Genomic DNA, 25878 nt, shown 5'->3' with positions numbered 1-25878 from the left:
TCTGTCACATTAAATCTTGTCTTTTATACTTTAACGTACTTAGCCTTTTAAAGACCTTTTTGCTATTACGTTTTTTAAATTGCACACTACAATCAAAATTTGGCTCTCCTTCTTTGTCTGCCAACGCAGGCAGTCTTCTCTTATCTTGAGGTGTAACAAAAGATAGCGCATGCCCTTCAGCTCCAGCACGTGCAGTTCTGCCTATACGATGAATATAGTCAGCTTGCGATTGTGGTGCATCATAATTGATAACATGTTGAATGTGGGGAATATCAAGGCCGCGAGAAGCAACATCTGTTGCAACCATGATTTGATTGCGGCCACGACGAAAAGAATTAATGACCCTTTCGCGCTTGTGCTGCCTTAAATCACCATGAATTGCTAAAGCGCTATAGTCATCTTTGTGCAATCTGCTAGCTAGCTGATCCGCTCCTTGCTTTGTTTTGACAAAGATAATGATTGATCCTTCGCGCTGACATAGTTGTATAACAAGCTTTTTATATTTTTCTGATTCTGATGCATAAACAATCTCTTGCTTAATTTTTGCAGAAGTTGTAGCCTGACAATCAACAGAAACACGCTCTGGTTGATTAAGGTACTTCTCAGTAAGTTTAACTATATCACTAGGAAGAGTTGCAGAAAACATAAGAGTCTGCCGTATTTTTGGCAGATATTTCATGATCCCTTCAATTTGAATTCCAAAGCCCATATCAAACATACGATCCGTTTCATCAAGCACAAGAACGCTAACATTGCAAGTAATCAAAGTTTTACGCTCAATATGGTCTATAATACGACCAGGAGTACCTATTACAATTTGTGGTTTTTTCTGAAGCTGATTTAGCTGCCTAAAAATAGGCTCACCACCAATCAATAAAGCGACCCTTAGTGCAGAATTTTGAAATAAGAGTTTTCTTATCTCATTTGTTACCTGATGCGCAAGCTCCCTGGTTGGCACGATGACTAAAGCTGAACCAGTGTTAGGCTCATTCAGCAACTTAGCAACCAACGGAATAGCAAATGCCAAAGTTTTTCCAGTTCCCGTTTGAGCAGATCCGAGAATATCTTTACCTTGCAGAGCTAAAGGAATCGCTTGTGTTTGAATTGGGGTCGGGACAAAAAGATTATTTTTATCTAAAGCTTGTATAAGCGAAGCTGGAAGATCCATCTCATGAAAATTACTCACAATATGTTAATTAATTCTATTAAAAACCTCATAATAGACTAATCCTCTAATCTTAAATTTATTGCAGATTTTTTATCTTCTCCGTTCCTACCACGCTCCTCTTTAACCTCATAGCTCACTCTTTCTCCTTTTATTCCCTTCTCTTTATTCTCTCCTTTAAGTGCCTCAGGCCTTATTCCTGAACGCTCCAATGTGCTAATATGTACAAAAACGTCACCCCCTTTACCTTCTGGTTTGATAAAACCATAACCTTTTTCGGCATTAAACCATTTTACATTACCAAATTCCATTTAAACAACTCCTAAATTATTAACTAACATTACTAATGTGATGAAAAACTTTGAAATTACGATTGAGAATGCTTTAAGCTTAGCTATTGAAACTAAACCTTTGTACTCCATAGTCTATTCTTAACATTACATGACAATAATACACAATTGTTGTACTTAATGCAAATAAATTTTTTAATCGTTAAGCGAACCTGCAAACGTCATTTCGCTAACTTTAATCGTTGGTGAACTAAATTGCCCACAAAAAGTTAGATCATCTGCAACGACTAAATTGCTAAACATATCCTTCAAATTGCTAGCAATGGTAATCTCATGTATTGGATACGTTATTTTTCCATTTTCTATAAAAAATCCGGAAGCGCCTTGGCTGTAATCGCCATTGATTAAATTAACACCAAAACCAAATAAATCAGTTACATATATTCCCTCTTTCACTTCCTGAATTAATTCTTCAAACGATACATTACCATTCTCAATGTAGAGGTTACTAGCTGCAGGAATAACTGCAGCATTACTTGCACGAGTTGCACTTCCGGTTGTTTCTGAGTCTAATTTTCTAGCCGAGTATAAGTCTAAAATCCAATTTTGTAATATTCCGTTTTTTACAAATATATTTTTCTTGCTAGTTATCCCTTCTCCATCAAATGGTCTCGATGCTATGCCTCTTGGCAACAATGGATCATCGATAATATTAATTCTATCGTTGAAAATCTGAGCGTTTAAACTACCCCTCAAGAAAGAACTGTTGCTTATAATACTTCTCCCATTTATAGCAGAAGCAAAACTTTTTACTAGCCCTTTTGCTGCTCTTTTTTCAAAAATAACTGGAAATTTACCAGTTTTAATTGTACGTGAATTCAATTGATCAACTGCTCTTTTTGCTGCTTCTTTTCCCATTAACTCTGGCAACTTTAAATCACTAAAATTACATGCTATATCATAATCGTAACCAACCTTCATTTCACTTTCTCTTCCAGCAACAACAGAGACCTGATTAGCAAAGGTTGATTTACTAAACGAGCCAATAAAACCAGAAACAGTCGATAATACTGTATTCACTAAAGCGTATGAAGAAGAGGCTCCTTCAGAATTAGTGATACTCTTATGTGCAAGGGCTGAATTTTCTGCAGCTTCAGCAATTTCTTTTAGGTTATCAACGGTTACAACATTATTATCTGAGATACTTAAATCTGCAGAAGAGATATAATTACTACCATTTACAGCAAAATTAATGCTAGGATCTTCTGGCGCATTCTTTGCCATTTCTACCACTTGGCTTACCGTATCACTAAGATTATTCAAATCGTTTGTAGAAATATACGCAGCTTTGTTTTTACCTGCTATAGCTCTGATTCCTACAGTGCAATTTTTAGATTGTGATATTTGCTCAATTTTTGATAGACGCTGAGAAACTGAAGTCTTATTAGTTTCATATATTGTAACTTCCGCATCTTGATTCTGCTTTTTTATTAATTTAGTGATATCTGCTGCAATATTTAATATATTCATTTTCTATTCCTTAGATTTTTATAAAGACTCTGCACCACCTATAACTTCAATTAAATCAGTTGTAATTGCTGCTTGACGAGAACGATTATAAAGCAATGCTAGTTTGTTCAGCATCTCTTTAGTGTTTCTGTTTGCTGATTCCATAGCAACCATCCTAGCACTATTCTCACTTGTTGCACTTTCAAGCAAAGCAGAGTAAAGAGCAATTACAACGTAATCTTGAACCAAAGATTTTAAAATAAATTCAATATTTTGTGGTTCATACTCATAGCCGTAATCTGTTGTTGGACCAGCCAGAGAGTTGTCAATCAAGAATGAGTCTTCACTCCATGGTTTTATTGTTTCCAACATTGGTTTTTGTGTGAAGGTATTATAGAATTTACTATAAAAAACTTTAACTTTATCGTATTTACTTAAATCTATACCATCAACCAAAGCTTCTACGTACTTTAACGTGATCCCCTTACTATTTTCAATTTTTAAGATACTTTTAGAGTCAAATCTATTTTTACCTACATCAAAAGCTTTTTTACCAAGAAATACAATATCTACTTTTTTGCCATTTGCGATTGACTTATTTACACGCTCTTGACTAAATTTGACAATAGAAGAGTTAAAGTTGCCGCACAAGCCACGATCAGACGCAACAACGAATACTAGGTAAGAACCGTCATTACTGATATTTAGAATTTTTGCCAGTAATTTTTGATCAGCTGATAGCATTAATGAAGAAATAATGCTATGCAGCTTAGATATATATAATTTTGAATTTGATAATTTCTTTTGGCTTTGTAATAACTTTGCTGCAGAAACCATTTGCATTATTTTCGTGGTTTTCTGTACAGACCTAATATTCTTAATTCTTAAGGATAATTCCTTTAAGCTCTTCATTTTGTATACAACCCTGATTTATTAAAATATATAATTGTTAGTGTCTAAAAGCAAGTTTTTTTGACATTAGAACCAAGTCTAACTAAAAAACTTGCAGGTTTATTATTTTGAAATAAGGGTTATATTAAGAGATCTATTCCAAAAATTGTTCAATAGAGGTCTTTGATGGTAATTTCCCATATATTATTATCATCACACTTTGTGGAACCTTATAATATATAATAAACGCAATTAAAACTATTGCAATTTGAACATTTATGATCCCATTGCTTTAGTTCTCTGTTACAATTTTTACACTTCCAGCCCGGATCAGGCAAAGCTTCTGAGCCCATCTTGTTTAGCCAATAAATTACCTTGTCGTGTTCTTGCAATGTAACCTTAAGTTGTATTACAATAAAGTAGATTGACATGTAATTAGCCTTTTTCATAGCAGTGTCTAAATATTGACTTGCAAGATCATATTTACCTGAACTCATTGAGGACAAAGCAAGTAAACAGTAACTAAAATAATAATCAGGGCGTAAGTTGTATAGTCTTTCAGCACCTTTACTATTTAAATTGATGTACATTTTAGCTGACTGAGGAGTAGGATTTACTGCATATTCTGCCTCTAGCACTGCAGAAGCTTTTCTAATTTTTCCAAGTTTAATATATAATTCTGCTTTTAAATAATTGATGGACCGAAAGGTTGCATAATAACTTTGTGCTCTGAATAAAGACTTTATAGCTCCTTTAAAATCCCCTTTACTTTCATATTGTTTTGCCAAAGCACAATAAAAAACTGCAAACATTTCTTTATGGTCAAATGGAAGAAAAATATTGAACTTAACTGCTTCCTTTAACCTCAAAATCGCATTAATCCAATCTTCTTTCAATATGCAATGCTCTATTTGAAAGGGAATAGATAGCATTTTATCATTAATTGAACTAGAGCAATATTCTATAAATTTTTGAAAGACTACTTTTTCTTGTTTGAGGTGAACAATCAGCTTATTGGCCAGAAGTAGAGCTAAGGTACGATTTTTATTTGCAATATTTGTTAAACCGTTACTGAAAAAGCTGTAATTTCCCTTCTTACCTGAGTTAAAGAGCTTTATTAAAGACAACCTATCGCTCTTCTCATTTAGACTTTTAACTACCTTTTGGGCATTCTCTATATTGTTTAAGTCTATGCTAAAGAAAGCTTCAAAGAGAAGCAATTCTTCCCTATCCCTTCTTCTATTTCTTATGTTGGCAAATGTTGATAAAATGGAGGAAAAAAAGCGTACAAGTGTAATTAATAAAAATAATAAAACTACACAAGTAAAAATAATGAAATATAGATCAATACTTATAGTGTAATTGCCTAATTCCAATTTTATTACTTCACCACTTACCTTGACCCATATGCCAAATAAAAACGAAAGAGAGAAAATTATAAAATAAATCATGAGATATATTGTAATAAGTGATGATATATTGTTGAAATATTCTTAGAAGCTACAATAAAACCATTCAATTTATTCAGCCATGGCTTGAATTCTGAATGCGTTAAATTGCTTACTGTAACAGTTATATTTTGCCAATCATTATCGTTTATTGACTCCTCAATTTCTGCGAATTTTGCCCTTAATGGATCATTTTTATCTTGTATTCTAATCCAGTTTGAAATGATTTTTTTAGACAATGTACTTTTATTGTAGTTAATAACAGCAATGGTCTTCTCAAAAGATAACTTCAACTCACGTAAAGTATCTACCTCTTTCAAATTTTCTAATTCATTCATTGCATTTTCTATCTCTGGATCGTCAAGCTCTGATATCAAAGGCTTTATTGAATTTATATGGTTATCAAATTTTGCTTCTTGCAATAACGAATCCTTCATTTTAACCACAAGTAATAGCAATTTTGCAAGGTTCTTACATCTTGAGTTATTATCACCTTGCTCACATTGAGTATGCTGACTTCTCTTTAAGTCATATATCCTTTTTTCCGTTCTAGATTGATTAACTTCAAGCAACATTTTCAATTCATCTATGTTTTCCATCAAAACCTTTATATTATCATCGCTTTCCTGCTGATTTATTTTCAAAAATACTATGTTATTTATTGTAATATAACTGGCAAACAATAATATAATTAAAAACCAACCTATGTACTTTTGCTGAGTATCATTCATAACGTAGTATCTCCGCAGGATCTTGTGTAACTGCCTGCAATGCAGGAGCAATTGTCGCTAAAAATGATAAGAATAATGCAAGTGCAGAAATATTTACTACGTCTTGGGGTAATAGTATCACTGGTAAACTTGAAAAAAAGTATATCATAGGATCAAATAGCTTGACGTTAGTAATGCTTTCTAAAAATACTCTAATATTTTCGATATTGAGAGAAAAAACGACACCTATAATACAGCCAAGACAAGTTCCCGCAAAACCGATTAATAGACCACAAGCGCAAAAGATGCGCATAATGCTTCCACTTGTTGCACCAAATGTACGCATAATTGCAATCGCGGATTTCTTTTCTTGCACTATCATCATTAAATTTGAGATAATATTAAATGCTGCTACAACTATAATCAAAGTAAGAATTAAAAACATCACATTTCTTTCAGTTCTTAAAGCACTAAAATAATGGCTTTGCTGTGATTGCCAACTTTCAGCTTCCATTCCTATTTCTTTTTCTATAGAACCTGCCAGCTTATCAGCTCTAGTAACGTCGTCTACAAGTACTTCTATATTTTTTATGCTATCTTTGTAATTAAAAAAGGCTTGTGCTGATTTTAGAGGCATATATATCAAGGTATTATCATACTCAAACATACCCATATCAAATATTGCTACAACTTTATATTTTTTCATTCGCGGCATTTCACCAAGCAATGCATCAAATCCTTCAGATAAAATAAACGTAATTTCGCCGCCATAGTCAATGTTCAAAGCTTCTGCTAAGCGTGCCCCTATTATTATCCCTTCATCAAATTTTTTCACATCACCTATAATTACATTATTTGTAACGGCAGTGCTATTAAGCAAGTTTTGAGTTGACACACCTCGCACTATGCTACCTGCAATTTTACCATTTGCTGCAATAATGACTTGATCATTGGTCATAGGAGTAGCTTTTAATATACCAGGAATTTTCTCGATAGATTTTGAAACTGCGCAATAATCTGAATTTATGTTCCTATCAAAATAAACATTAATATGGCCATCAATGCCAAGTATTGAGTCAAGCAACTTTGCTCTGAATCCGTTCATCACAGACATCACCACTATTAGTGTTGCAACCCCAAGGGCAATGCCGATAATAGAGAACAAAGTCATTATAGAGCAAAATCTGGCATTTTTTGCTCGCAAATAGCAAGCAGCCATAGTAATTTCAAAGGCAATGGACATTACATTGAGATCATATTCTCGAGACTTCTATCATTGTAGACTTTTCTTTACTTGAAAACTAGAGATTTTTGCTTCCTTAAATTTAGCAGGCTTATAGAGTATCTTTAACATTAGAATTTCAAAATCTTCCATATACATCATCCAACCTTACTATATCATTATCAGATAAATGCTCTCCTATTTGAAATTCAACTATCTCAAGTGGAAAGCTTGCGCTTCTATTTTCAATCCTATGGGAAACTTTCCTTGGAATTTCTATCATATGGTCTTTTACTATAGCATATTCCTTGTCGTCTAAACTAACATACCCAACTCCAGATAGTACTATATGGTATTCATCTCTATAGTGATGGAATTGCTTAGAAGTACAGCTTAATGGATTTATAAAAAGATATTTTATGAGAAAATTTTCGCTCACTAAAATTATACTACAAAATCCCCATGGCTTGACTTCTTTTCTCATCACTTTTGCTTTTCTAACTTTATTAACAAATGCAATTAGGCTCTTGTTTGGCTGTTTATAAACTCTACTTAGTAAATTTCTTGTATCACTTTCTGTCATCAAAACTGGCTCTCTTTTTTTGGTTACATGTTGGAATGACAACGTAAACTTCTCACTTAATTCTAAAACTGAACTCCAAGTTCCAACATCCATCCAATCGAAATTAGCTTCTATCATTTTAACGTTTTTTGCTTTTTCTATTACCAAGTAATCAATGGATATGCCTTCAATTTCTGTAAAATCTCGTTGTTTTAAATACAGAAATCTCTCTTGCGGTGTGAAATATTTCACACTTGCAAAACATAAATTATAAAGAGGCAGGGCAGATTTTTTGATCTCATCTATGTAGCGCTTTGCTTTAAACACAAATATTCCAGAATTCCAGTAATGATCGTTACTTAACTCATGCTCAGGTTTTTCTGTGAAATTTTTTACTATATGATGCTTTTTCTTATGATCATAAACCGCATTTATATAACCGTATTCAGAATTGAATTCATGAGGCTTAACTCCAAACGTAACTATAGAGTTAGTTTCAGAGGCTAGTTTAGACGCTTTTTGAGCAGAAGCATAAAAACTATTCAAATCACCTATAAAATGATCTGAAGGCAGAATTAACATTGTCTCGTTTCCATTGCAGAGAAGTGCAGCAATTAATATTGCCGCTGCTGTTCCAATTTTCACTAGTTCGAAAATCACTTTATATTCTTGCAGCGCATGCAACTCCTCCATCACTAATGACTCGTACTGCACGTTTGTGGCAATTATGGGCGGCATATAATCACTTTTTAGCCTCAACAAAGTGTTGTGAAACATAGTGTTCTGACTAAATATTTTCTGAAATTGCTTTGGCTTCGATAAAGGCCAAAGTCTGCTGCCACTACCACCACATAGTATTACAGGGCGCATATAGTTAAGAAAATTAATTAAATAATTAACATCTTATACTAAGAGTAAAATGCATGCAAGTTTTTGTTGTGGAATAGTTAATAAAGAAAGTAAATGTTAATTTAAAGTAGTGGCCGGTTAGCGAGTAGGTAATTGAATTTTTTCGTCTTGCAATGAATTCCGTCTGCTTAGTACTTCATTAACATGAGGAGTATCACTCACTTTTTCAACATCTGCTTTTTTAGACGCAGCTATTTTCTCATTACTTTTGTTTTGCAACTTCTCCTTCTTTAAGCTTTTTCCAATATCTGGTTCTCTAGATTTATCTATACTTTCACTACTTTTATTTGACGGCTTCTCTAAGTCTTCTTCAATACCTGGCCTTCTAGCGTTAAGCTCATCCCATGTGCCCACTATACTAAGTGGCTTATGATCCTTTTGCCCTGGCTTTAGCCTTTCTCCACCTTTAATAACATTAAAGTCACTTTTTGCTTCTTCCCAACATCCTTTCAATTGGTGTTTCCACATAGTGAAGTAAGCATCACCATACTTCTTCTTATCTGCTACAAATAATAAAATTGGAGCCTTAAGTATGGTAGCTCCCATATTCACTAAATTTTTTACTGCCATTGCAGGGGTGAACAAAAGATAGCCAAAAGACTTTGCAATTGGATTTTCTTTGCTTATTAAATATTCCCCGAATTTTATAGGAATCAAAGTTAACAACCTAGTACAAACTTTAGCCAAGCTTGCAACAAGAACGATGGGAACAGATATTAAACTTTTATCTAGTTCTAGATTACCGTTCTGATCTCTAACTTCAGAAAAACTAGTGTTTAATTTCTTATAATCACTAGTGTATAATAATTCTCCATTTCTTCCTTTCTCATCGACAACTTCCTTGATCTTACCACTTTCCTTAACTTTTTTAGTAAGCACAGAGGAATTAGTTAATTCGAACTTACTGTCTTTTTCTTGAACCTCAAAAACTGGAATATGTTTTTTGAGATCTATTTTTGAAAAACCAAATGGTTTATAAAATGCACTATAATTATCAATCTCGTGCCTACCTTTACTAACTAAAAAATCAATAGTAAAGTAAGACTTGCCGTCAATCTTAGTAACTTCAGTTAATTCAAAACTTGGTTGTTCTCCATTTTTGTCTTCCTTGCCATATAAAAGTTTATAGGTTGGATTTTTATCTTTATCTAGTATAGCTTTTCCATGCGTATCCTTGTTTTCCATAATTTTCCCAGATTTTACAATCTGATCATAATTTTTTGGATATTGGCATTTCCTTCCATCATACATCATTACCTTTCTAAGGTCTTTGACATAAACTTGAGATTCAGATGGAGTAAATAGATCCTTTGTTTTCAGTACAAGGCTCGTTCCCCACTCTTTCAATGTTTCCAACATATTGCTAAACCAAAACCATAATGCTATAGCTTAATAATAGAACTAGTACACTAATAATATATTAACACAGAATTGGCAATTTTACAAGAAAATATGCCTGTAGAAGACAAAGATTGTAAAAGCGAGGGTTATATAAGTAATGCTTGATAAGTACTTTATGCATGTAATTGTGAAAATCCTTAGAGATACGCTGTGTATATAATCTTCACACACTACCTGCATTCCAAGAACTGCGTGCCAAAAAATGCAAAACAACAATACAACAAAAAATAAAAGCTCTAGAGGGTGATTAATAAATTTTTCACTAAAAGACAAAGAGCTATCAGTATAAAATGCGCAAGAAAATGAATAGATAAACCAAGGAAATAAAAACAGTAAAATTACTGCAGAAACACGCTGCACCCACCAGTAATGTACTGAATTTCCAGGTTGATTCATATGAACATAAATAAAAAAGCCATAGTAGAAAGAAGTAACGTTACTGTCAGCAGTATAGCACTCCTTGAAACGCCAGTAATTTCTAAATTAAGCCCAACATCCCACAATAAATGACGAATACCATTAAGAAAATGATATACAAAACTTATAAAACATAAGACATAAGCTAATTTAGCAACAGGAGTGAATAATAATGCATTTAAGTACCTTACTATAAGTAACTCAGGAAAGTAAACATGTAATATGAAATACCAAGAAAGTATCATTAATAAAAGGAATAGCAAGATACCAGTCAATCTGTGCATAATAGAGAAAAAACTAGTAACTTGTACTTTATATATTTGTAAATGTGGAGAAAGAGGCCTATCACTCATAAAATTCCGTTATCGGGAAATTAAAATAAAGTAGAAGTAAAGACAGCAGTATAGCACATAACAACACCATCATTAAAAATGGTAAGTTATGCGCAAAGCCCAAGGAGGTAATCCAGCTGCAGATTCCCCTACTGCTACCTTGTTACGACTTCACCCCAGTCACCGATCCCACTTTAAATAACTCCCTCCTTGCGGTTAGGTCGTTAGCTTCGAGTGAAACCAATTCCCATGGCGTGACGGGCAGTGTGTACAAGACCCGAGAACGTATTCACCGTGGCGTGCTGATCCACGATTACTAGCGATTCCAACTTCATGCACTCGAGTTGCAGAGTACAATCCGAACTGAGATGGCTTTTAAGGGATTAGCTTAGCCTCGCGACTTTGCAGCCCATTGTAGCCACCATTGTAGCACGTGTGTAGCCCACTCCATAAGGGCCATGATGACTTGACATCATCCCCACCTTCCTCCAGTTTATCACTGGCAGTTTCCTTAAAGTCCCCAGCATTACCTGATGGTAACTAAGGATGAGGGTTGCGCTCGTTGCGGGACTTAACCCAACATCTCACGACACGAGCTGACGACAGCCATGCAACACCTGTGTGAAATCCGGCCGAACCGACCCTATCCCTTCGAATAGGTATAATTTCCATGTCAAGGAGTGGTAAGGTTTTTCGCGTTGCATCGAATTAAACCACATGCTCCACCGCTTGTGCAGGTCCCCGTCAATTCCTTTGAGTTTTAATCTTGCGACCGTAGTCCCCAGGCGGAATGTTTAACGCGTTAGCTGTAATACAGAAAGTAAACTTCCCATATTTAACATTCATCGTTTACAGCGTGGACTACCAGGGTATCTAATCCTGTTTGCTCCCCACGCCTTCGCGCCTCAGCGTCAGATTTGAACCAGATAGACGCCTTCGCCACTGGTGTTCCTCCTAATATTTACGAATTTCACCTCTACACTAGGAATTCCTCTATCCTCTTTCAATCTCTAGGTTAGCAGTTTTAAAAGCAGTTCCAAGGTTAAGCCTCGGGATTTCACTTTTAACTTACTAACCAGCCTACGCGCCCTTTACGCCCAATAATTCCGAATAACGCTAGCCCTCTCCGTATTACCGCGGCTGCTGGCACGGAGTTAGCCAGGACTTCTTCTGTGAGTACCGTCATTATCTTCCTCACTAAAAGAGCTTTACAACCCAAAGGCCTTCTTCACTCATGCGGCATGGCTGGATCAGGCTTTCGCCCATTGTCCAATATTCCCCACTGCTGCCTCCCGTAGGAGTCTGGACCGTATCTCAGTTCCAGTGTGGCTGATCATCCTCTCAGATCAGCTATAGATCATTGCCTTGGTAGGCTATTACTCCACCAACTAGCTAATCTAATATAGGCTCATCTAATAGCAATAAATTTTTCCCCCGTAGGGCGTATACGGTATTAGTTGCCGTTTCCAACAATTATTCCGTACTACTAGGTAGATTCCTATATATTACTCACCCGTCTGCCACTAAGTTATACCATAGCAAGCTATAATATAACTCCGTTCGACTTGCATGTGTTAGGCCTGCCGCCAGCGTTCATTCTGAGCCAGGATCAAACTCTCAAATTTAGACTTCAACCTATAAAAGGTTGAGGGTACATCGGATAAATCCGACAAAAAATAATTTAGCTTAATACTGCTGTCTTTATTTCTACTTTAGAAATATTTTAATCTCCAACTATTCAAACAACTTTGAGAATATTATTATGTGATATAATCACTATGTCAATATGTTTTTGCAAATCAAAAGCATTAATGTATAAATATATAACTATTTGGAACATTACCATGAAAAAATACATCTTTCTGCTTGCACTCGCACCAATGTTAGTTGGCATCACATTATACTTATTGCGCAACATTGATAACACAAAACAATCTATAACTGCGGGTGACAAGTTTTACGAAGTATTATTCTTTAAAAAAGATAATAAGCCGCTGCTAGAAGAAATAGATTCAAATTGGGGGTATTTAGCAAATTTTGAACACGCATTCAATCATATCTCAGATTCAATGCCAACAAACACAGCATCTATTTATAATGATTTGGCAGATGATAAAGATGCTCCTAATGTTTTGCGTGAGTTAGCACAATACTTAGAGGTAATAAGCTTACTTCACTCCAACGGTGAAAAAATAAATAAAGATAAAATTGATAATTTAGAATCAAGTGCAGTGTATCCTTATTCAAGCCAAGAAGCTATCGCTGTAGTAAAGATACATAATAACGACATTAAAGGTGCAACTGAAATATTGCGTTCCCTATTAAATGACAGAAAATGCCCTATCCTAATCAAAGCTAATGCACAAGAACTACTCAGGATATATGGAAGTTAACTCATTAGACTTTTTGTATAGTTTTTGGCAACAACCGTTAGAAACGAAAAACCACTTGACAAACTCCGCCAGCTCCCTTATCATGAAACTGAAGGTATTCAGTTATCTTCATCTGTGCAGATTAAACAGCAAGAAAACAACGTAGTTGGTGTCTTATTTTTAATTTTTTGCACTATGTGCACCTTATGTCTTCACAACATTTTTAGGTTTTTGCCTATACAAGCTGAAACGCGCTTATAAGTCGTTTAAGACAGTATAGTACGCCAATTTGCAGGATTAGAGAGTGAACACTAATTACCACGGGGTTTCTTTTGCCTTTTTTTCTGCCTAGTAAATTTCTTAAACATTTGCAGCGTAGGTTAGTTGCATTTAAAAGCAGCTAAATTGCAGTGTTTAAGACTTAAAAAACGCCAAATACTGAAAATGGACAATGACCAGGGCTTCTTTTGCCTTTTTTTTATTTGGTAAATTTCTTAATGTTTATACGGAAGGTGTCATTCCAGCGCGTGACGCTGGAATCCAGGAATTTTATTAAGTATAAAAGTTATGTTAAAATGCACCATTTTATAGAAAACTAGATCCCAGTGTCACGCACTGGGATGACATTATAGGGGCACTGAGATGACAAAGAAATAGGCACTGGGATGACAAGAAAGGAGCACTGCCATTATAGAGTAAAATGAGATCCCAGTGTCAGCTACTCGGATGACAGGAGAAGGAGGCTACTTGCATGACACCATTCTTTTTCCTGGATCCCAGTGTCTGGGCACTGGGATGACAAAAAAGGGGCTACTCGGATGACAAAAAAAGGAGCACTGGAATGACAGGAGAAGGGGCTACTTGGATCCTAGAGGGAAGCGTTCGTGCAATTATTGTGCATGAATTTAAATGGCACAACTTATGACAATTATCTTCGTACCAAAACGTTTGTGAGACTCAGTGTTTAGATTTACTTCGCCTATTCAGCTAATTTTTATTACAATTACAACAAAATAATTTTGGCTTTGATGAAAACTGTATATGTATGTCAATCCTGTGGTCATAGCACTGGTAGGTGGGTAGGGAAGTGTATTGCATGTGACAATTGGGATACAGTTGTTGAAGAAATAGCAGTAAAAACGGGCAAAAGAAGTATATCTGCGCCAATTTTAATAAAGACGTTATCGGGTAGTGAAATTATTATCCCGGATCGTTTTTTAACAGGAGTAGAAGAATTAGATAGAGTTTTTGGTGGGGGTATTGTTCAAGGTGCCAGCATTTTAATTGGTGGCGAACCTGGTATTGGAAAATCTACCCTTTTGCTTAGAATTGCAGCTAATGTTGTGCAACTTTCCTCTTTTGAATGTCTTTATGTATCTGGCGAGGAATCTTTAGAGCAGGTGAGTCTCAGAGCAAAGCGTCTTAAGATAAATGAACCTAAAATTAAGCTTTTATCTACAGTGTCTTTAACTGATGTAGTAGCAACAATAAAGGAAAATAAAAGTATTAAATTTTTAGTAATTGACTCTATACAAACAATGTATGATAGCAGAATTACATCAGCACCAGGCACTGTAACTCAGGTTCGTACTTGCGCGCACGAATTAACCATTCTTGCAAAACAATATGGTATTTCTCTCTTAATAGTTGGTCATATAACTAAGGATGGACAAATAGCTGGCCCTAAAACTTTGGAACATATGGTGGATACGGTGTTATATTTTGAAGGTGAAAATAGCAATCAATATCGCATTTTACGCACTATTAAAAATAGATTTGGTCCTGCAAATGAAATTGGTGTTTTTGAGATGTCTGAAGCAGGACTTGTGCCTGTTGATAATCCATCATCATTGTTTCTGATGGCCCATGACAGAGAAGTAGTTGGCAGCGCTGTATTTGCAGGAATTGAAGGTTCAAGACCAATTTTAATGGAAGTTCAAGCGTTAATAGCAGGAACTAATATGGCAACCCCAAGAAGGGCAGTAGTTGGGTGGGATATTAATCGATTGGCTATGATCATCGCGGTGCTAAATGCTCGTTGCAAAATGTTTTTGCATGATAAAGAGGTATACCTAAACATTGCAGGAGGACTCAAAATACAGGAACCATCGGCTGATCTTGCTGTTGCTGCTTCCCTTATTTCAAGTGTAGTAAATTTACCGCTGCCAACTTCTTCAATAATCTGCGGTGAAGTTGCACTTTCAGGAGAAATTAGGAATGTCTCGCATGCTGATCTCAGACTAAAAGAAGCACAAAAGTTAGGATTCAAAAAAGCAATTATGCCTAAAAATGGTAATTACTCTTCTCATGATATTGAGATAATCAAGCTTGGTCACGTAAGGGAATTAAGAGAAATTTTTAATTACAATTAAATAATGCTTCAGCAAACTCTTTACTAGTAAACTCCTTTAAGTCCTCTATACTTTCACCAATTCCTATAGCATGTAACTTTACCTTATAAGCTTCTGCAAGTCCAATTACTACTCCGCCCTTAGCAGTGCCATCTAGCTTTGTTATGATTAACCCTGTCACACTAACCATTTTACTAAATGCCTCTAATTGGCTATAAGCATTTTGGCCGGTAGTTGCGTCAAGAACTAAAATAACGTCATGAGGGGCAGTGTTCTCCAATTTCTTTATCGTTCTATATATTTTTGATAACTCCTCCATAAGGTTCACATTATTTTGCAGCCTTCCTGCTGTGTCAATTAGAACAACATCAACGTTATCTTTCATAGCTTGACTTACAGCTCTATATGCCACACTTGCAGAGTCGCTACCGTACTCTCCAGTAACGATAGAACAACCAGAGCGTTCTGCCCAAATGTTTAATTGTTCACTAGCAGCAGCTCTAAATGTATCGCATGCAACAAGCATAACGGACTTTCCCATCTCCTTATATTTATATGCGAGCTTGCCTATAGTCGTGGTTTTACCGTTACCGTTTACTCCACATACCATTATTATGTGGGGTTTTTTATTCAAAACCAAAGGCTGCACGACAGGGTTTAATATATCTTCTATTTCGTTCATTAGCTGCTGTGTGATGATATTATGCTCAACTTCCTTGTCAAATTTGATGCTTGCGAGCCTATCGATAATCAACTTAGAAGTTTTATGACCAATATCCATGCTAATTAGCAATTCTTCTAGCTCATCTAAAAGCGACTGATCTAATTTTTTTTTGCCAGAAAAAATACTTTTCACCCCGTCGCTAAAGCGAGAAGAAGTTTTTAACAAGCCTTTATAAAGGTTACTAAACAAACTCAAGGGAATACTCCTTTTTAAATTATAAACTTAATGACAACATAGAGACGCTGGTTGTAAAGAAATACACGTATTATGTGTATTTGTAAAGTTAAACACTCGTTTTACTAGAATTTGTAGAGTAAGATACTAGTAAAACGAGTTATTTACTTTAGTTTTTAACCTAAATATGTTATAATATAAGGTAGTGGTTTACAGGTAATTTTATGAGTTATAATGAGAAAATTTTAGATCATTACGAAAATCCAAGGAATGTTGGTTCTCTGGATAAAAATGATCCAAATGTTGGTACTGGTTTAGTTGGTGCACCATCGTGCGGTGACGTAATGAAATTGCAGATAAAGGTCAATGACAAAGGTGTTATTGAAGATGCAAAATTTAAAACTTTTGGTTGTGGTTCTGCCATTGCTTCAAGTTCTTTGTTAACAGAGATGATAAAGGGAAGAACTATTGAGGATGTAACACAGATAAAGAACACTCAAATAGTAGAAGAATTATCTTTACCTCCAGTAAAGATACACTGCTCGGTGCTTGCTGAAGACGCTATAAAAGCTGCTATTCATGATTATCAAAGTAAACAAAATAAAGGTGGCCATTGAGAACTAAAGCATGAGTGAATATCAAGGAGTAAACACTATAAAGAAAGACAAAAAACTTATTACTATAACTGCGAAAGCAGTAGAAAGGATAAGGTATTTATTGGACCAAAAGAAGCATACTAACCTTGAGAAACCGGAAGAAGCAATAGGAATAAGAGTGCTAATTAAACAAAAAGGATGTTCTGGTTTAAAATATAATATTGAATATGCGTATGATACTCGTCCTTTAGAGTCGATGATTGAGGAAAACTGTAGTGATGGCCAAAAAGTTAAAGTGTTGATTGATCCAAAATCTGTCATGTTTATACTTGGCTCTGAAATGGATTATGTAGAAGAAAAATTTTCATCGGGTTTTGTTTTCAAAAATCCCAACGAAAAAGGAAAGTGTGGTTGTGGAGAGAGTTTTCATGTCTAGCAGCTATTTTACATTGTTTGAAATTGAACCAACTTTCAATATCAGCTTTGATGAGTTAGAGAAAAAATATATTGAGCTAAGCAGGACTGATATAAACGAAGGACAATCTAAAAATATAATTAATATTAACAAAGCTTATCAAGTGCTAAAGTCACCACTAGAACGTGCCAAGCATTTGTTGAATCTTTTTGGTGTGGAAAGCCCAAAGGATCATCCAAATTCTGAAATATTAAATGAATCAATGGAAATAAGAGAATACTTGCTGGACTGCGATGATCTACAATTTGCAAGTAGGATGGTTGATGAAAAAATAAAAGATTGCGTTAAAAACCTAATTAACACTTTTGCTGTAAAGAATTTTGATGGAGCTGCTACACAAGTCTTAAGATTGAAATATTTATATAAGTCATTTGAGGAGGTGAAAAAGAATGCAACCAATTCAAATTTCTGAACCAAATTCAAGTGAAGTAGTTTTTGGTATAGATCTTGGTACTACCAATTCTTTAATTGCCATGGTAAATAAAGCTGGCAACGTGGAGATATTTAAAGATGAGCAAGGAAGAGAGCTACTGCCTTCTGTTATTTCGTATGAAAATAATACATTGAAAACTGGCTACGATATCGACTCAGATGCGATTTACTCAATAAAACGTTTAATGGGTAAAAGTGTTGAAGAATTAAATAAAGAAGGCCTCAATTTTGAAATAGATCATGAAAGCGAAAAAGTTATTAGAGTAAAATGCTCAGAGGAAAAGTATCTTACTCCTGTTGAGATTTCTGCTGAGATATTAAAAGCTTTATGCGAGAGGGTAAAAAAATCCACAGGGATAAAAGTGAAAAAAGCAGTAATTACTGTACCAGCTTACTTTGACGATTCAGCACGTAACGCAACTAAATATGCAGCAAAATTAGCTGGCATAGAAGTTCTTCGCCTCGTTAACGAGCCAACCGCTGCAGCGCTTTCTTACTCCATTGAAAAGAACAATAACAGTGGAATATATGCAGTTTATGACCTTGGTGGAGGAACATTTGATATTTCAATATTGAAATTGCACCAAGGAGTGTTTCAAGTCCTTGCGGTTGGTGGTGACACCAAACTTGGCGGTGATGATTTTGATCACCTACTAAGTTCAATTGTACTTGATAAGTATAGAGAAAAAGTAAGTTTAAACAAGGAGTCGACAACACACCTTAATGTCATTCCAACACATAACGCTGGAACCTGCAATATCCGTACCGCGAAAGAATACTTAAGTGAAAATGCATCAGGCACTTTTGGCTTTAACATTAACGGCAAGCCATTTGAATGTGAAATAACTAGAGAGAAGTTCGAACAGGCAATCAGTTCTTTGGTTAACAAGACTATCAATATAGTCACTCGTACTATAAGCGACGTAGATCTTAAAATTGATGATATAAAAGGAGTAATTTTAGTTGGTGGTGCAACTAGAACACCATTGGTTCAAAATTCACTAGTCAAGCTCTTTGGAAATAAAGTACTAAGTGACGCAGATCCAGATAAAGCAGTGGTCATTGGAGCAGCTTTGCAGGCTCATTCTGTTCTCCTTGATGTTCTACCTTTATCACTTGGCATAGAAACTATGGGAGGCATAGTTGAAAAAATTATACCAAGAAATACGCCACTGCCAGTTTCAGAGATAAAAGAGTTTACAACTTATTTTGATGGGCAAACGGCAATGAAAATTCGCGTTTGTCAGGGAGAACGTGAAATGATCGAGGATAACAAATCTCTAGCGCAGTTTGAACTAAAAGGTATACCGCCACTGCCTGCAGGTTCTGCAAGAATTGAAATAGAATTTACAGTTAACGTTGACGGGATCTTGACTGTTACTGCAAGAGAAAAAACTACTGGAATCAAGCAGGTAGTTGAAATAAATTCAAGTTTTGGCTTAAGTGAAGCTGATGTTCAAAATATGGTTAACCAGTCAATAAACAGCTTTGATGAAGATATGAAGGCTCGTTCCCTTGCAGGCGCTAAAATTAATGGAAATAAACTTATACACTTGGTTGAAAACAATAATAGCCTCTCCACTGATAGAAAGCTGAGAAATCTGTTACAAAATGCAAAAAACGCTTTGCAAGGAAATGACTTGAATGAAATTAACAACGCTATCGCCGAGTTAGAAAATTCTTCTTTAGAGTTGTGTGAATTAACAAATAGGTAGAAAAAGCTTACACAACCTTGTGCAATACTCTATTTAATCTCAGAGCAACAGGTAGTCTGAAATTAAATGGTAACCAATCGACCTTCCCCAATTTAAACGATAAACCAACTATGCTCACACGCCCAATGATATTTTCCATTGGTACAAAACCAACTTCAGGAAACCTGCTATCCAAAGAATTATTTCTATTGTCTCCCATAACAAAAAATTGATCGTTAGGTACATAATAAACCGGAGTGTTATATGATAGCTTATTAGAAATGTTATCTACCAAAATCTCATGCTCCTTGCCACTTAAAAGCGTTTCTATATATCTTGGTATGTTACGATTTGACTCATAATCAAAAAAACTTTCAATTTGCCTTCGCTCTACTTTCTGATCATTTAGGTATAATTCTCCCTCTATCATTTGCACTTTGTCACCTGGTGTTCCTATTACTCGCTTAACAAACCTGATGCTGTCATTTCTTGTGGGTTTGAAAACTACTATGTCGCCACGCTTTGGAGGGGTATAAAAAATCCTGCCGCTAAAAATGTTTGGAGAAAATGGAAATGAGTGTTTACTGTAACCGTATGAATATTTACTAGTAAAAATGTAATCCCCTTCAAGTAGGGTGCTTTTCATTGAACCAGAAGGTATATGAAATGGCTCGAATAAAAAACTACGTATTGATAGCGCAATCAACAGTAAAAAAAACAATGAAGATAAAAATCTTCCCGTTCTTATCATCCAGTTTTTGCTTAGTTCTTCCAACTTTTCCAACTTTGTTCTTCTTATAGATTAAGCTTATTATAATACATAAATTAAAAAATGGTAATATGAAATTTTACTTGTGAATGTTATTCCTCTATTCAAAACAATTTTGAAAAGGCGGTTCATTTCTTTCAACGGTGTCATCCAAGTAGCGTGACACATAACTGTACGAACATTGCAATTTGCAGGTGGCAGATGAAAGTAGCTGACACCATCTGGATGCAAATTTCCTTAAACGTTCGTAAACTTAAAACTTTACTTTAGGTCAAACTGCTGTATAGTGGCTTTATAGCTTTAGTTTTACAATGAATATACCTAGTATAGAAAATTGTGATCTTCACAATAAAACCGTCTTACTCAGAGTTGACTTCAATGTTCCTATAAAAGATGGAGAAATTCGTGACGTCACTCGTATTTTGAGAGCATTGCCTACTATTGAGTATTTAGTGAATGCAAGTGCAAAGATTATTATTATATCGCATTTCGGACGCCCAAAGACCAGAGACAATAATCTGTCGCTAAAAAATGTAATTGACACTTTATCGCAGTTACTAAATAAAAAAGTGAAATTCATTGATGATTGCATTGGTGAAAAAGTGCAAAAAGCAGTGAGTGCTATGGATGCAAGAGATATAATATTACTAGAGAATCTAAGATTTTATAAAGAGGAAGAGCAAAGTGACTCAAATTTTGCCAAACAACTAGCATCTCTAGCGGATATATATGTAAATGATGCATTTTCTTGCTCTCACAGAGCTCACGCTTCTATTTCACGCATTACAGAATTTTTACCTTCCTATGCAGGGTTTTGCTTACAAGATGAGCTAAAGTATCTTGAAAAAGCTGTATCGTTTAAAGCTAAACCTATTACTGCGATAGTTGGGGGAGCCAAAATGTCAACTAAGATAAAAATGCTTATAAAGCTAACAGAAAAGGTTGATTACCTAGTTCTCGGAGGTGCAATTGCTAATAATTTTTTGTTATTTAGCAAAGTAAATATAGGAAAATCTTTCTTTCAAAATGGTGTTGACGACCTTCTACATAATATTGTTGAAACAGCAAATAAAAACAATTGCAAAATAGTTGTGCCAGAAGACGTTCTGGTTGCAGTAAACTCTGATTACAGCACTAGTATTTCAAGAAGAACTGAGTCCATTTTGGACGGTGATATAATTTTGGATATCGGACCACAAACTTTGAGTACAATAAGCAGTATAATAGCAAGCAGTAAGACTCTGCTGTGGAATGGACCTATTGGTGTTTTTGAACATTCAGCTTTTGCAAGCGGTACAATAGGGGTAATGAAAGTCGTAAGTGACTTAACGCACAAAGGAAAGTTAACCAGCATAATAGGGGGAGGTGATAGTCTATCTGCAGTAAGCGCTGCAGGCCTTACCGATAAGGATTTTACATGTGTTTCCACTGGCGGAGGAGCGTTTTTAAGTTGGCTGGGTGGTGATGAAATGCCGGGAGTTGCTGCTCTGCAAAAATGCACTCAACATTAGATTAAGACTTTTTTAAATTGTTTCTTATAGGCTAGCTTTTTTGTGAACGTGATTATGTCGAAGACAGTTAAACTAATTTTATGTTTAATAATACCAATAATAGGATTGATTTTTTATATTAAGGATCATTATTTTCACACCGGCTATGTAGAAGAAAATGTTAAGGTCAATTTTGAACCATTTTTCAGTTTACAACCAGGTTATATACCACCGTTTCCAGAATTAACTGACTTCGATAGAGGAGTGTTGAAAGTTTGTGGAGATTGGGGAGCACATCCAGATAAAGAAGATTTCAAAATTTTACTTAGTTGTCCGCAGCATCAAGAAGTAGTGAAAGGAATATATGATAAGCTTGATCATCAAGTGATTACGCCAGATGCGGATTTGGAGTTATTTAAAGATGAACTGGCTAACATTTGGTTTACAAATAGTGGAAGTGAAAAAGAAACTATAGGGTTTGGACATATTTTTTGTGGTGAGCCAAACGATAAATTAGGTGGTATGCATTTTGTAGGTAGATATGTTGAAGCTCAAGAAGATAAATGGGCAGGTGCAATTTGGAATCATAAGTCCCTATGCAATAAATCAGATATTAAGCCACCAGTTTATACATTTGGAATGAAATATTTGGGTAAGGATGGGGAAGTGAAAGTTAAATGCCCAAATGGATACGCATACAACCTTCATGCCGATGATATTTTAATTTCTGCAACTAAGGCGTTTAAGGAATTAGGAAAAGATGGAATGTGCCTATATGAAATGGAAGATGACAATTATCAATCAGTGTTTGTAAGAAAGAATGATGGTATACTCACGTTCTATCCCGGCTTAACACCAAAATGTGATGATAAGAGTACTAATTGTAGTTGCAATAAATCTTAATTTCAAAACCAATAGGGTGAACAAATGATAAAAATGTTATAGCCAATTTATGCTGACCCAAGCAACACCCGCGGTATCTCATCCGCTAACTAATAGCGGAATGACGGTTTTTCAAATTGTCGGTTTATACTTCAAAAATCAGGTAAACCTTTCTTAGGTATATTTTCAAACTCACCAATTAAAGTTTTTATATCTTGCGGTAAATCAGAGACAAATTCCATGTATTTATTACTTTTTGGGTGGTATAAGCCAAGTGTATAAGCATGTAGTGCTTGCCTATTGAAATTACGAATAAAACTAGAGTTTTTAGCATATTTTGTGCTTTTACTACTATTTTTTCCGTAAACTTGATCACCAACTATGGAATGTCCTATGTGGCTCATGTGGACTCGAATTTGGTGTGTTCTACCTGTCTCTAAAGTGCATTTAACCAGGCTTGCTTGTCCTATAACTTTTTGCACTAAATAGTAAGTGATTGCTAATTTGCCTGTGATTTTTGTTACACACATCATTTCTTTATTACCACGTTTGGGAGCAATGTTAGTTTTTATAGTTCCCTGCTGGGAAGATAATGCTCCCCAAACTACTGCTAAATATTCTCGCTTTATTTTACGATTTGATAACAATTCAGACAAAAAACTATGGGCTTCCTCATTTTTTGCAATTACCATCAGCCCGCTGGTATCTTTATCGAGTCTATGAACGATTCCTGGTCTTACGTGGCCGTATGGGATTTTACCAAGGTGAGCGATAACTGCGTTCAAAAGCGTATCATTGTTTGTTCCAGCACCTGGGTGCACTGTTAATCCACTTTGTTTATTAAGCACTATAATGTCTTCATCTTCGTAGATGATATCAAGTTTTATGTCATAATTAGGCTCAATTGATGTAGATTCGTTGTTAGAAATAAGATGCACTATATACTCTTCACCTGGTTTTACTATGTGATTATTATTAATTATCGGTGTGCCAAATAATTTCACCTGCCCATTTTGTATCAATCTTTGCGCTTTGCTGCGTGATATGTTGCATTTTTCAGCTATATAGGTGTCTAACCTTAATTTCTCTTTATCATTATTAACACTTAAGGTTACTTCTAAGTGGTCTATAACAACTACCCCGCGCGAGCTACTGCAAATGCTGCTTGAATATTTTGATCTACAAAATCAACTTTTGTACTAGGAAGATCACCTTGTTTTTTAATATGGCAAGTTGTCTCAGAGCCATCTTTCCAATGGATTGTAACTTTATTATCAAAATCCCGTAATGTTGCCTCAACCTTTTTTTCTTTATTATCTTTTTCTTCCAGCTTAATAGATTCTAGTATGTAATGTAAAAATTCACTTGGCTTGCCATTTATACTTTTCTGCCACTTATTTATTTCTTCTTGCTCAGGAGATTCTTTCTTTAACTTGGCGTTCTCTTCTTGCAAGTCTTTTATTTCTTGTTGTAATTTCAAGTCTTTATTTTCCTTACGTAATACATTTCTTTGTTCCTCCAGTAGATTAGTAATACTATCCACGCTTTCAGAACTAGAAGAGCTATTACCACTATCAGGTTGGTTTTGATTATTTTCCTTTTTTTTTAATGCCCTCTCCAATGCATTTATTTTCTTTTTTAGCTGCCCTATCTCTTCTACTCCTTTTTTCCAATCCACTCGTTGTGCATCAGGTACTTCATCACTACTTGTCTGTTCATCTTGAGGTAACTGGTCGTTTTCTCTTCCTCCAGGTGCATTAGGTAATCTCTCATCTACAAAAGTCGCTCCGGATAATCCCATATGGGCTCCAGGTTTAAGTCTAGATATTCTATCTTCAAGAGTCTCTGCCAATCTACTTAGATTATTTACTAAATCTTTTATACTTATCTTATCCAATCTTTTTTGTACATCCTTGCCAACTCCCTTACATAACTCATCAACACTTTTGTCAATATTTTCCAGACATTGAATTATTGCTTCATTTGCAGTTGCTTCTACTCCGTCTACATTTTGTTGTATTCTTTCTTCTAAATTATCCAGTAAAGTCTTAATATCCTTTTTTATGCCATCAAGCGTTTTCTCAATGTTAATATTTGCAGGCTTTAAAAGACTGTTGTCAAACAGGTAACAAACTTCATTGACCAAATGAGTTAGGCGCTTATCAAGTAATTTTATCAATCGAGATATAGGATCATTCTCCTCTTTACTTTCAAATTTGTTTTCCATTACCGATACAATCGTACCACTTCTGAATGGGAGTAGAATATCCACATTATTGAATTTTTTAACAAGATTACATGCGTTATTTACTTCATTACTTTTTAATTTACTCAATGCTATACATATTCCAGCAATAGCGATAACATTTACTACTGCAATAAAAGTCCATTCTTCCCAACCTCGGGCATAGGTAAAGCCAAATTTTCCCAATGCGGTAACTACAACTAGACCACTCAGCACATATGGCATAGTAAGCAAAATAACTTTATTCCTATTCTCTTGTCTTTCGTTTTCCAATATTTCTCCCTGTTTTTCAGAGATTGGTAAACCTATTGAAAAATCTTGCTTTTTATCGACCAAATCAGGAACAATTTCTATTGTTAATGCATTTTGAGCGATCTCATTTATTCCATCACTGTATCCACCTCTAATCTTTTCATCTATTAGGCTATTACCATCTTTTGATTTCTCATCTTTTATCTCTTGCCTGTTCATATGTTTTATAGCAAGAGAGACCACAAGAATTATCCCAAGAATAACAGAAGCATAAACATAGGCTGGCATTATTCGTGAATTAAGAATGTTTGTGATGAAACTTACGTCACTATCAGTTACCATAACTGCAGCAACATAGGCTAGAGAAAATTGAAGCCAAGCGTTCACAACTGCCATAGATAGGGTATTATTTACAGAATATTTTTTTGCTGCATGCCACAATTGAGTGGGGCACCTAATGACGTTGTCTAGCTGAGTTACCCCATGATCTATCTTAAAACTAAAAAAGTCTTCTGTAGTACTTTCAGCCATAAATTTCCTTACATTTAAATTTAATTAATTATATA

Annotated in this window: 23 protein-coding genes and 1 rRNA gene; 8 read left to right on the top strand and 16 right to left on the bottom strand. The window is 35.1% G+C overall.

The window, feature by feature from the left end:
- Positions 1 to 4 precede the first annotated feature (4 nt).
- From ACE38O_RS02020 to ACE38O_RS01965, 12 genes are all read right to left on the bottom strand, one after another.
- Entirely contained in the window at positions 5 to 1186 is a 1182-nt protein-coding gene (locus ACE38O_RS02020; RefSeq protein WP_374698918.1) for a DEAD/DEAH box helicase, read from the bottom strand.
- A gap of 38 nt (positions 1187 to 1224) precedes the next feature.
- On the bottom strand, positions 1225 to 1476 hold the full coding sequence (locus ACE38O_RS02015) for a cold-shock protein (protein WP_006279919.1): 252 nt from the start codon (positions 1474 to 1476) through the stop codon (positions 1225 to 1227).
- Between the two features lie 174 nt (positions 1477 to 1650).
- Entirely contained in the window at positions 1651 to 2985 is a 1335-nt protein-coding gene (locus ACE38O_RS02010; protein WP_374698917.1) for a TldD/PmbA family protein, read from the bottom strand.
- An 18-nt stretch (positions 2986 to 3003) separates the two neighbouring features.
- A complete protein-coding gene (atpG, locus tag ACE38O_RS02005) occupies positions 3004 to 3876 on the bottom strand; it encodes an ATP synthase F1 subunit gamma (protein ID WP_374698916.1) in 873 nt (290 codons plus the stop codon).
- Between the two features lie 209 nt (positions 3877 to 4085).
- On the bottom strand, positions 4086 to 5306 hold the full coding sequence (locus ACE38O_RS02000; protein ID WP_374698915.1) for a heme biosynthesis protein HemY: 1221 nt from the start codon (positions 5304 to 5306) through the stop codon (positions 4086 to 4088).
- Positions 5303 to 6034 (bottom strand): hypothetical protein, encoded by a 732-nt coding sequence (locus ACE38O_RS01995; protein WP_374698914.1) that lies wholly within the window; start codon positions 6032 to 6034, stop codon positions 5303 to 5305. Before ACE38O_RS01995 ends, ACE38O_RS02000 begins: the two co-directional genes overlap by 4 nt.
- Complete coding sequence (locus tag ACE38O_RS01990; protein WP_374698913.1) at positions 6027 to 7256, bottom strand: lipoprotein-releasing ABC transporter permease subunit; 1230 nt, start codon at positions 7254 to 7256, stop codon at positions 6027 to 6029. The genes ACE38O_RS01995 and ACE38O_RS01990 overlap by 8 nt, the downstream gene beginning before the upstream one ends.
- Before the next feature lie 118 nt (positions 7257 to 7374).
- Entirely contained in the window at positions 7375 to 8667 is a 1293-nt protein-coding gene (locus ACE38O_RS01985; protein WP_374698912.1) for a sugar phosphate nucleotidyltransferase, read from the bottom strand.
- A 117-nt stretch (positions 8668 to 8784) separates the two neighbouring features.
- Positions 8785 to 10065, bottom strand: a complete 1281-nt coding sequence (locus tag ACE38O_RS01980; protein ID WP_374698911.1) for a hypothetical protein — start codon at positions 10063 to 10065, stop codon at positions 8785 to 8787.
- Positions 10066 to 10146: 81 nt separating this feature from the next.
- On the bottom strand, positions 10147 to 10503 hold the full coding sequence (gene sdhD / locus ACE38O_RS01975; protein ID WP_374698910.1) for a succinate dehydrogenase, hydrophobic membrane anchor protein: 357 nt from the start codon (positions 10501 to 10503) through the stop codon (positions 10147 to 10149).
- On the bottom strand, positions 10500 to 10877 hold the full coding sequence (gene sdhC / locus ACE38O_RS01970) for a succinate dehydrogenase, cytochrome b556 subunit (protein ID WP_010963112.1): 378 nt from the start codon (positions 10875 to 10877) through the stop codon (positions 10500 to 10502). The genes sdhD and sdhC overlap by 4 nt, the downstream gene beginning before the upstream one ends.
- 100 nt (positions 10878 to 10977) lie before the next feature.
- Positions 10978 to 12481, bottom strand: a 16S ribosomal RNA gene (locus ACE38O_RS01965).
- A gap of 153 nt (positions 12482 to 12634) precedes the next feature.
- On the opposite strand from ACE38O_RS01965, the gene ACE38O_RS01960 reads away from it, so the two are divergent.
- Together ACE38O_RS01960 and radA are read left to right on the top strand one after the other, a co-directional pair.
- A complete protein-coding gene (locus ACE38O_RS01960) occupies positions 12635 to 13249 on the top strand; it encodes a hypothetical protein (protein ID WP_374698909.1) in 615 nt (204 codons plus the stop codon).
- Between the two features lie 1007 nt (positions 13250 to 14256).
- Complete coding sequence (radA, locus tag ACE38O_RS01955; protein WP_374699062.1) at positions 14257 to 15600, top strand: DNA repair protein RadA; 1344 nt, start codon at positions 14257 to 14259, stop codon at positions 15598 to 15600.
- Here radA and ftsY read toward each other — a convergent pair.
- Positions 15587 to 16498, bottom strand: coding sequence for a signal recognition particle-docking protein FtsY (gene ftsY, locus ACE38O_RS01950; protein WP_374698908.1), 912 nt, complete (start codon positions 16496 to 16498; stop codon positions 15587 to 15589). The genes radA and ftsY overlap by 14 nt on opposite strands.
- A gap of 203 nt (positions 16499 to 16701) precedes the next feature.
- Between ftsY and iscU the strand changes: the two genes are divergently transcribed.
- The 4 genes from iscU to hscA are packed head-to-tail and all read left to right on the top strand — an operon-like array spanning position 16702 to position 19695.
- Positions 16702 to 17094, top strand: coding sequence for a Fe-S cluster assembly scaffold IscU (iscU, locus tag ACE38O_RS01945; protein WP_374698907.1), 393 nt, complete (start codon positions 16702 to 16704; stop codon positions 17092 to 17094).
- A gap of 10 nt (positions 17095 to 17104) precedes the next feature.
- Positions 17105 to 17509: a HesB/IscA family protein gene (locus ACE38O_RS01940; protein WP_374698906.1), complete on the top strand. Its 405-nt coding sequence runs from the start codon at positions 17105 to 17107 to the stop codon at positions 17507 to 17509.
- Positions 17502 to 17960 carry an iron-sulfur cluster co-chaperone HscB C-terminal domain-containing protein gene (locus ACE38O_RS01935; RefSeq protein ID WP_164224977.1) on the top strand — a complete coding sequence of 153 codons (459 nt, stop codon included), beginning with the start codon at positions 17502 to 17504 and terminating at the stop codon, positions 17958 to 17960. Before ACE38O_RS01940 ends, ACE38O_RS01935 begins: the two co-directional genes overlap by 8 nt.
- Positions 17938 to 19695, top strand: a complete 1758-nt coding sequence (gene hscA / locus ACE38O_RS01930; RefSeq protein ID WP_374698905.1) for a Fe-S protein assembly chaperone HscA — start codon at positions 17938 to 17940, stop codon at positions 19693 to 19695. Before ACE38O_RS01935 ends, hscA begins: the two co-directional genes overlap by 23 nt.
- A gap of 7 nt (positions 19696 to 19702) precedes the next feature.
- Here the strand turns inward: hscA and lepB are convergent, their stop codons facing one another.
- Positions 19703 to 20425, bottom strand: coding sequence for a signal peptidase I (gene lepB, locus ACE38O_RS01925; RefSeq protein WP_374699061.1), 723 nt, complete (start codon positions 20423 to 20425; stop codon positions 19703 to 19705).
- A 329-nt stretch (positions 20426 to 20754) separates the two neighbouring features.
- Here lepB and ACE38O_RS01920 point away from each other — a divergent pair, with 329 nt between their 5' ends.
- Entirely contained in the window at positions 20755 to 21954 is a 1200-nt protein-coding gene (locus tag ACE38O_RS01920; protein WP_374698904.1) for a phosphoglycerate kinase, read from the top strand.
- 54 nt (positions 21955 to 22008) lie between these two features.
- Positions 22009 to 22836 (top strand): EndoU domain-containing protein, encoded by an 828-nt coding sequence (locus tag ACE38O_RS01915; protein WP_374698903.1) that lies wholly within the window; start codon positions 22009 to 22011, stop codon positions 22834 to 22836.
- A gap of 131 nt (positions 22837 to 22967) precedes the next feature.
- Here ACE38O_RS01915 and ACE38O_RS01910 read toward each other — a convergent pair whose 3' ends face one another.
- Together ACE38O_RS01910 and ACE38O_RS01905 are read right to left on the bottom strand one after the other, a co-directional pair.
- Positions 22968 to 23879 (bottom strand): RluA family pseudouridine synthase, encoded by a 912-nt coding sequence (locus ACE38O_RS01910; RefSeq protein WP_374699060.1) that lies wholly within the window; start codon positions 23877 to 23879, stop codon positions 22968 to 22970.
- 71 nt (positions 23880 to 23950) lie between these two features.
- Complete coding sequence (locus ACE38O_RS01905; RefSeq protein ID WP_374698902.1) at positions 23951 to 25843, bottom strand: hypothetical protein; 1893 nt, start codon at positions 25841 to 25843, stop codon at positions 23951 to 23953.
- Between the last annotated feature and the right edge of the window lie 35 nt (positions 25844 to 25878).

The organism is Wolbachia endosymbiont (group B) of Limnophora tigrina, assembly GCF_964263235.1.
GTDB lineage: Bacteria > Pseudomonadota > Alphaproteobacteria > Rickettsiales > Anaplasmataceae > Wolbachia.
This window is presented reverse-complemented; position numbering and strand designations above follow the sequence as displayed.

What these genes read in the sequence shown, in the direction of transcription:
- ACE38O_RS01960 (WP_374698909.1), top strand. Translation starts at nt 12,635, where the DNA reads ATGTCAATATGTTTTTGCAAATCAAAAGCATTAATGTATAAATATATA.
- lepB (WP_374699061.1), bottom strand. Translation starts at nt 20,425, where the DNA reads ATGATAAGAACGGGAAGATTTTTATCTTCATTGTTTTTTTTACTGTTG.
- radA (WP_374699062.1), top strand. Translation starts at nt 14,257, where the DNA reads ATGAAAACTGTATATGTATGTCAATCCTGTGGTCATAGCACTGGTAGG.
- ACE38O_RS01995 (WP_374698914.1), bottom strand. Translation starts at nt 6,034, where the DNA reads ATGAATGATACTCAGCAAAAGTACATAGGTTGGTTTTTAATTATATTA.
- atpG (WP_374698916.1), bottom strand. Translation starts at nt 3,876, where the DNA reads ATGAAGAGCTTAAAGGAATTATCCTTAAGAATTAAGAATATTAGGTCT.
- sdhC (WP_010963112.1), bottom strand. Translation starts at nt 10,877, where the DNA reads ATGAGTGATAGGCCTCTTTCTCCACATTTACAAATATATAAAGTACAA.
- hscA (WP_374698905.1), top strand. Translation starts at nt 17,938, where the DNA reads ATGCAACCAATTCAAATTTCTGAACCAAATTCAAGTGAAGTAGTTTTT.
- ACE38O_RS01935 (WP_164224977.1), top strand. Translation starts at nt 17,502, where the DNA reads ATGTCTAGCAGCTATTTTACATTGTTTGAAATTGAACCAACTTTCAAT.
- ACE38O_RS01980 (WP_374698911.1), bottom strand. Translation starts at nt 10,065, where the DNA reads ATGTTGGAAACATTGAAAGAGTGGGGAACGAGCCTTGTACTGAAAACA.
- ACE38O_RS01990 (WP_374698913.1), bottom strand. Translation starts at nt 7,256, where the DNA reads ATGTCCATTGCCTTTGAAATTACTATGGCTGCTTGCTATTTGCGAGCA.
- sdhD (WP_374698910.1), bottom strand. Translation starts at nt 10,503, where the DNA reads ATGAATCAACCTGGAAATTCAGTACATTACTGGTGGGTGCAGCGTGTT.
- ACE38O_RS01920 (WP_374698904.1), top strand. Translation starts at nt 20,755, where the DNA reads ATGAATATACCTAGTATAGAAAATTGTGATCTTCACAATAAAACCGTC.
- ACE38O_RS02000 (WP_374698915.1), bottom strand. Translation starts at nt 5,306, where the DNA reads ATGATTTATTTTATAATTTTCTCTCTTTCGTTTTTATTTGGCATATGG.
- ACE38O_RS01940 (WP_374698906.1), top strand. Translation starts at nt 17,105, where the DNA reads ATGAGTGAATATCAAGGAGTAAACACTATAAAGAAAGACAAAAAACTT.
- ACE38O_RS02015 (WP_006279919.1), bottom strand. Translation starts at nt 1,476, where the DNA reads ATGGAATTTGGTAATGTAAAATGGTTTAATGCCGAAAAAGGTTATGGT.
- ACE38O_RS02010 (WP_374698917.1), bottom strand. Translation starts at nt 2,985, where the DNA reads ATGAATATATTAAATATTGCAGCAGATATCACTAAATTAATAAAAAAG.
- ACE38O_RS01905 (WP_374698902.1), bottom strand. Translation starts at nt 25,843, where the DNA reads ATGGCTGAAAGTACTACAGAAGACTTTTTTAGTTTTAAGATAGATCAT.
- ACE38O_RS01985 (WP_374698912.1), bottom strand. Translation starts at nt 8,667, where the DNA reads ATGCGCCCTGTAATACTATGTGGTGGTAGTGGCAGCAGACTTTGGCCT.
- ACE38O_RS01915 (WP_374698903.1), top strand. Translation starts at nt 22,009, where the DNA reads ATGTCGAAGACAGTTAAACTAATTTTATGTTTAATAATACCAATAATA.
- iscU (WP_374698907.1), top strand. Translation starts at nt 16,702, where the DNA reads ATGAGTTATAATGAGAAAATTTTAGATCATTACGAAAATCCAAGGAAT.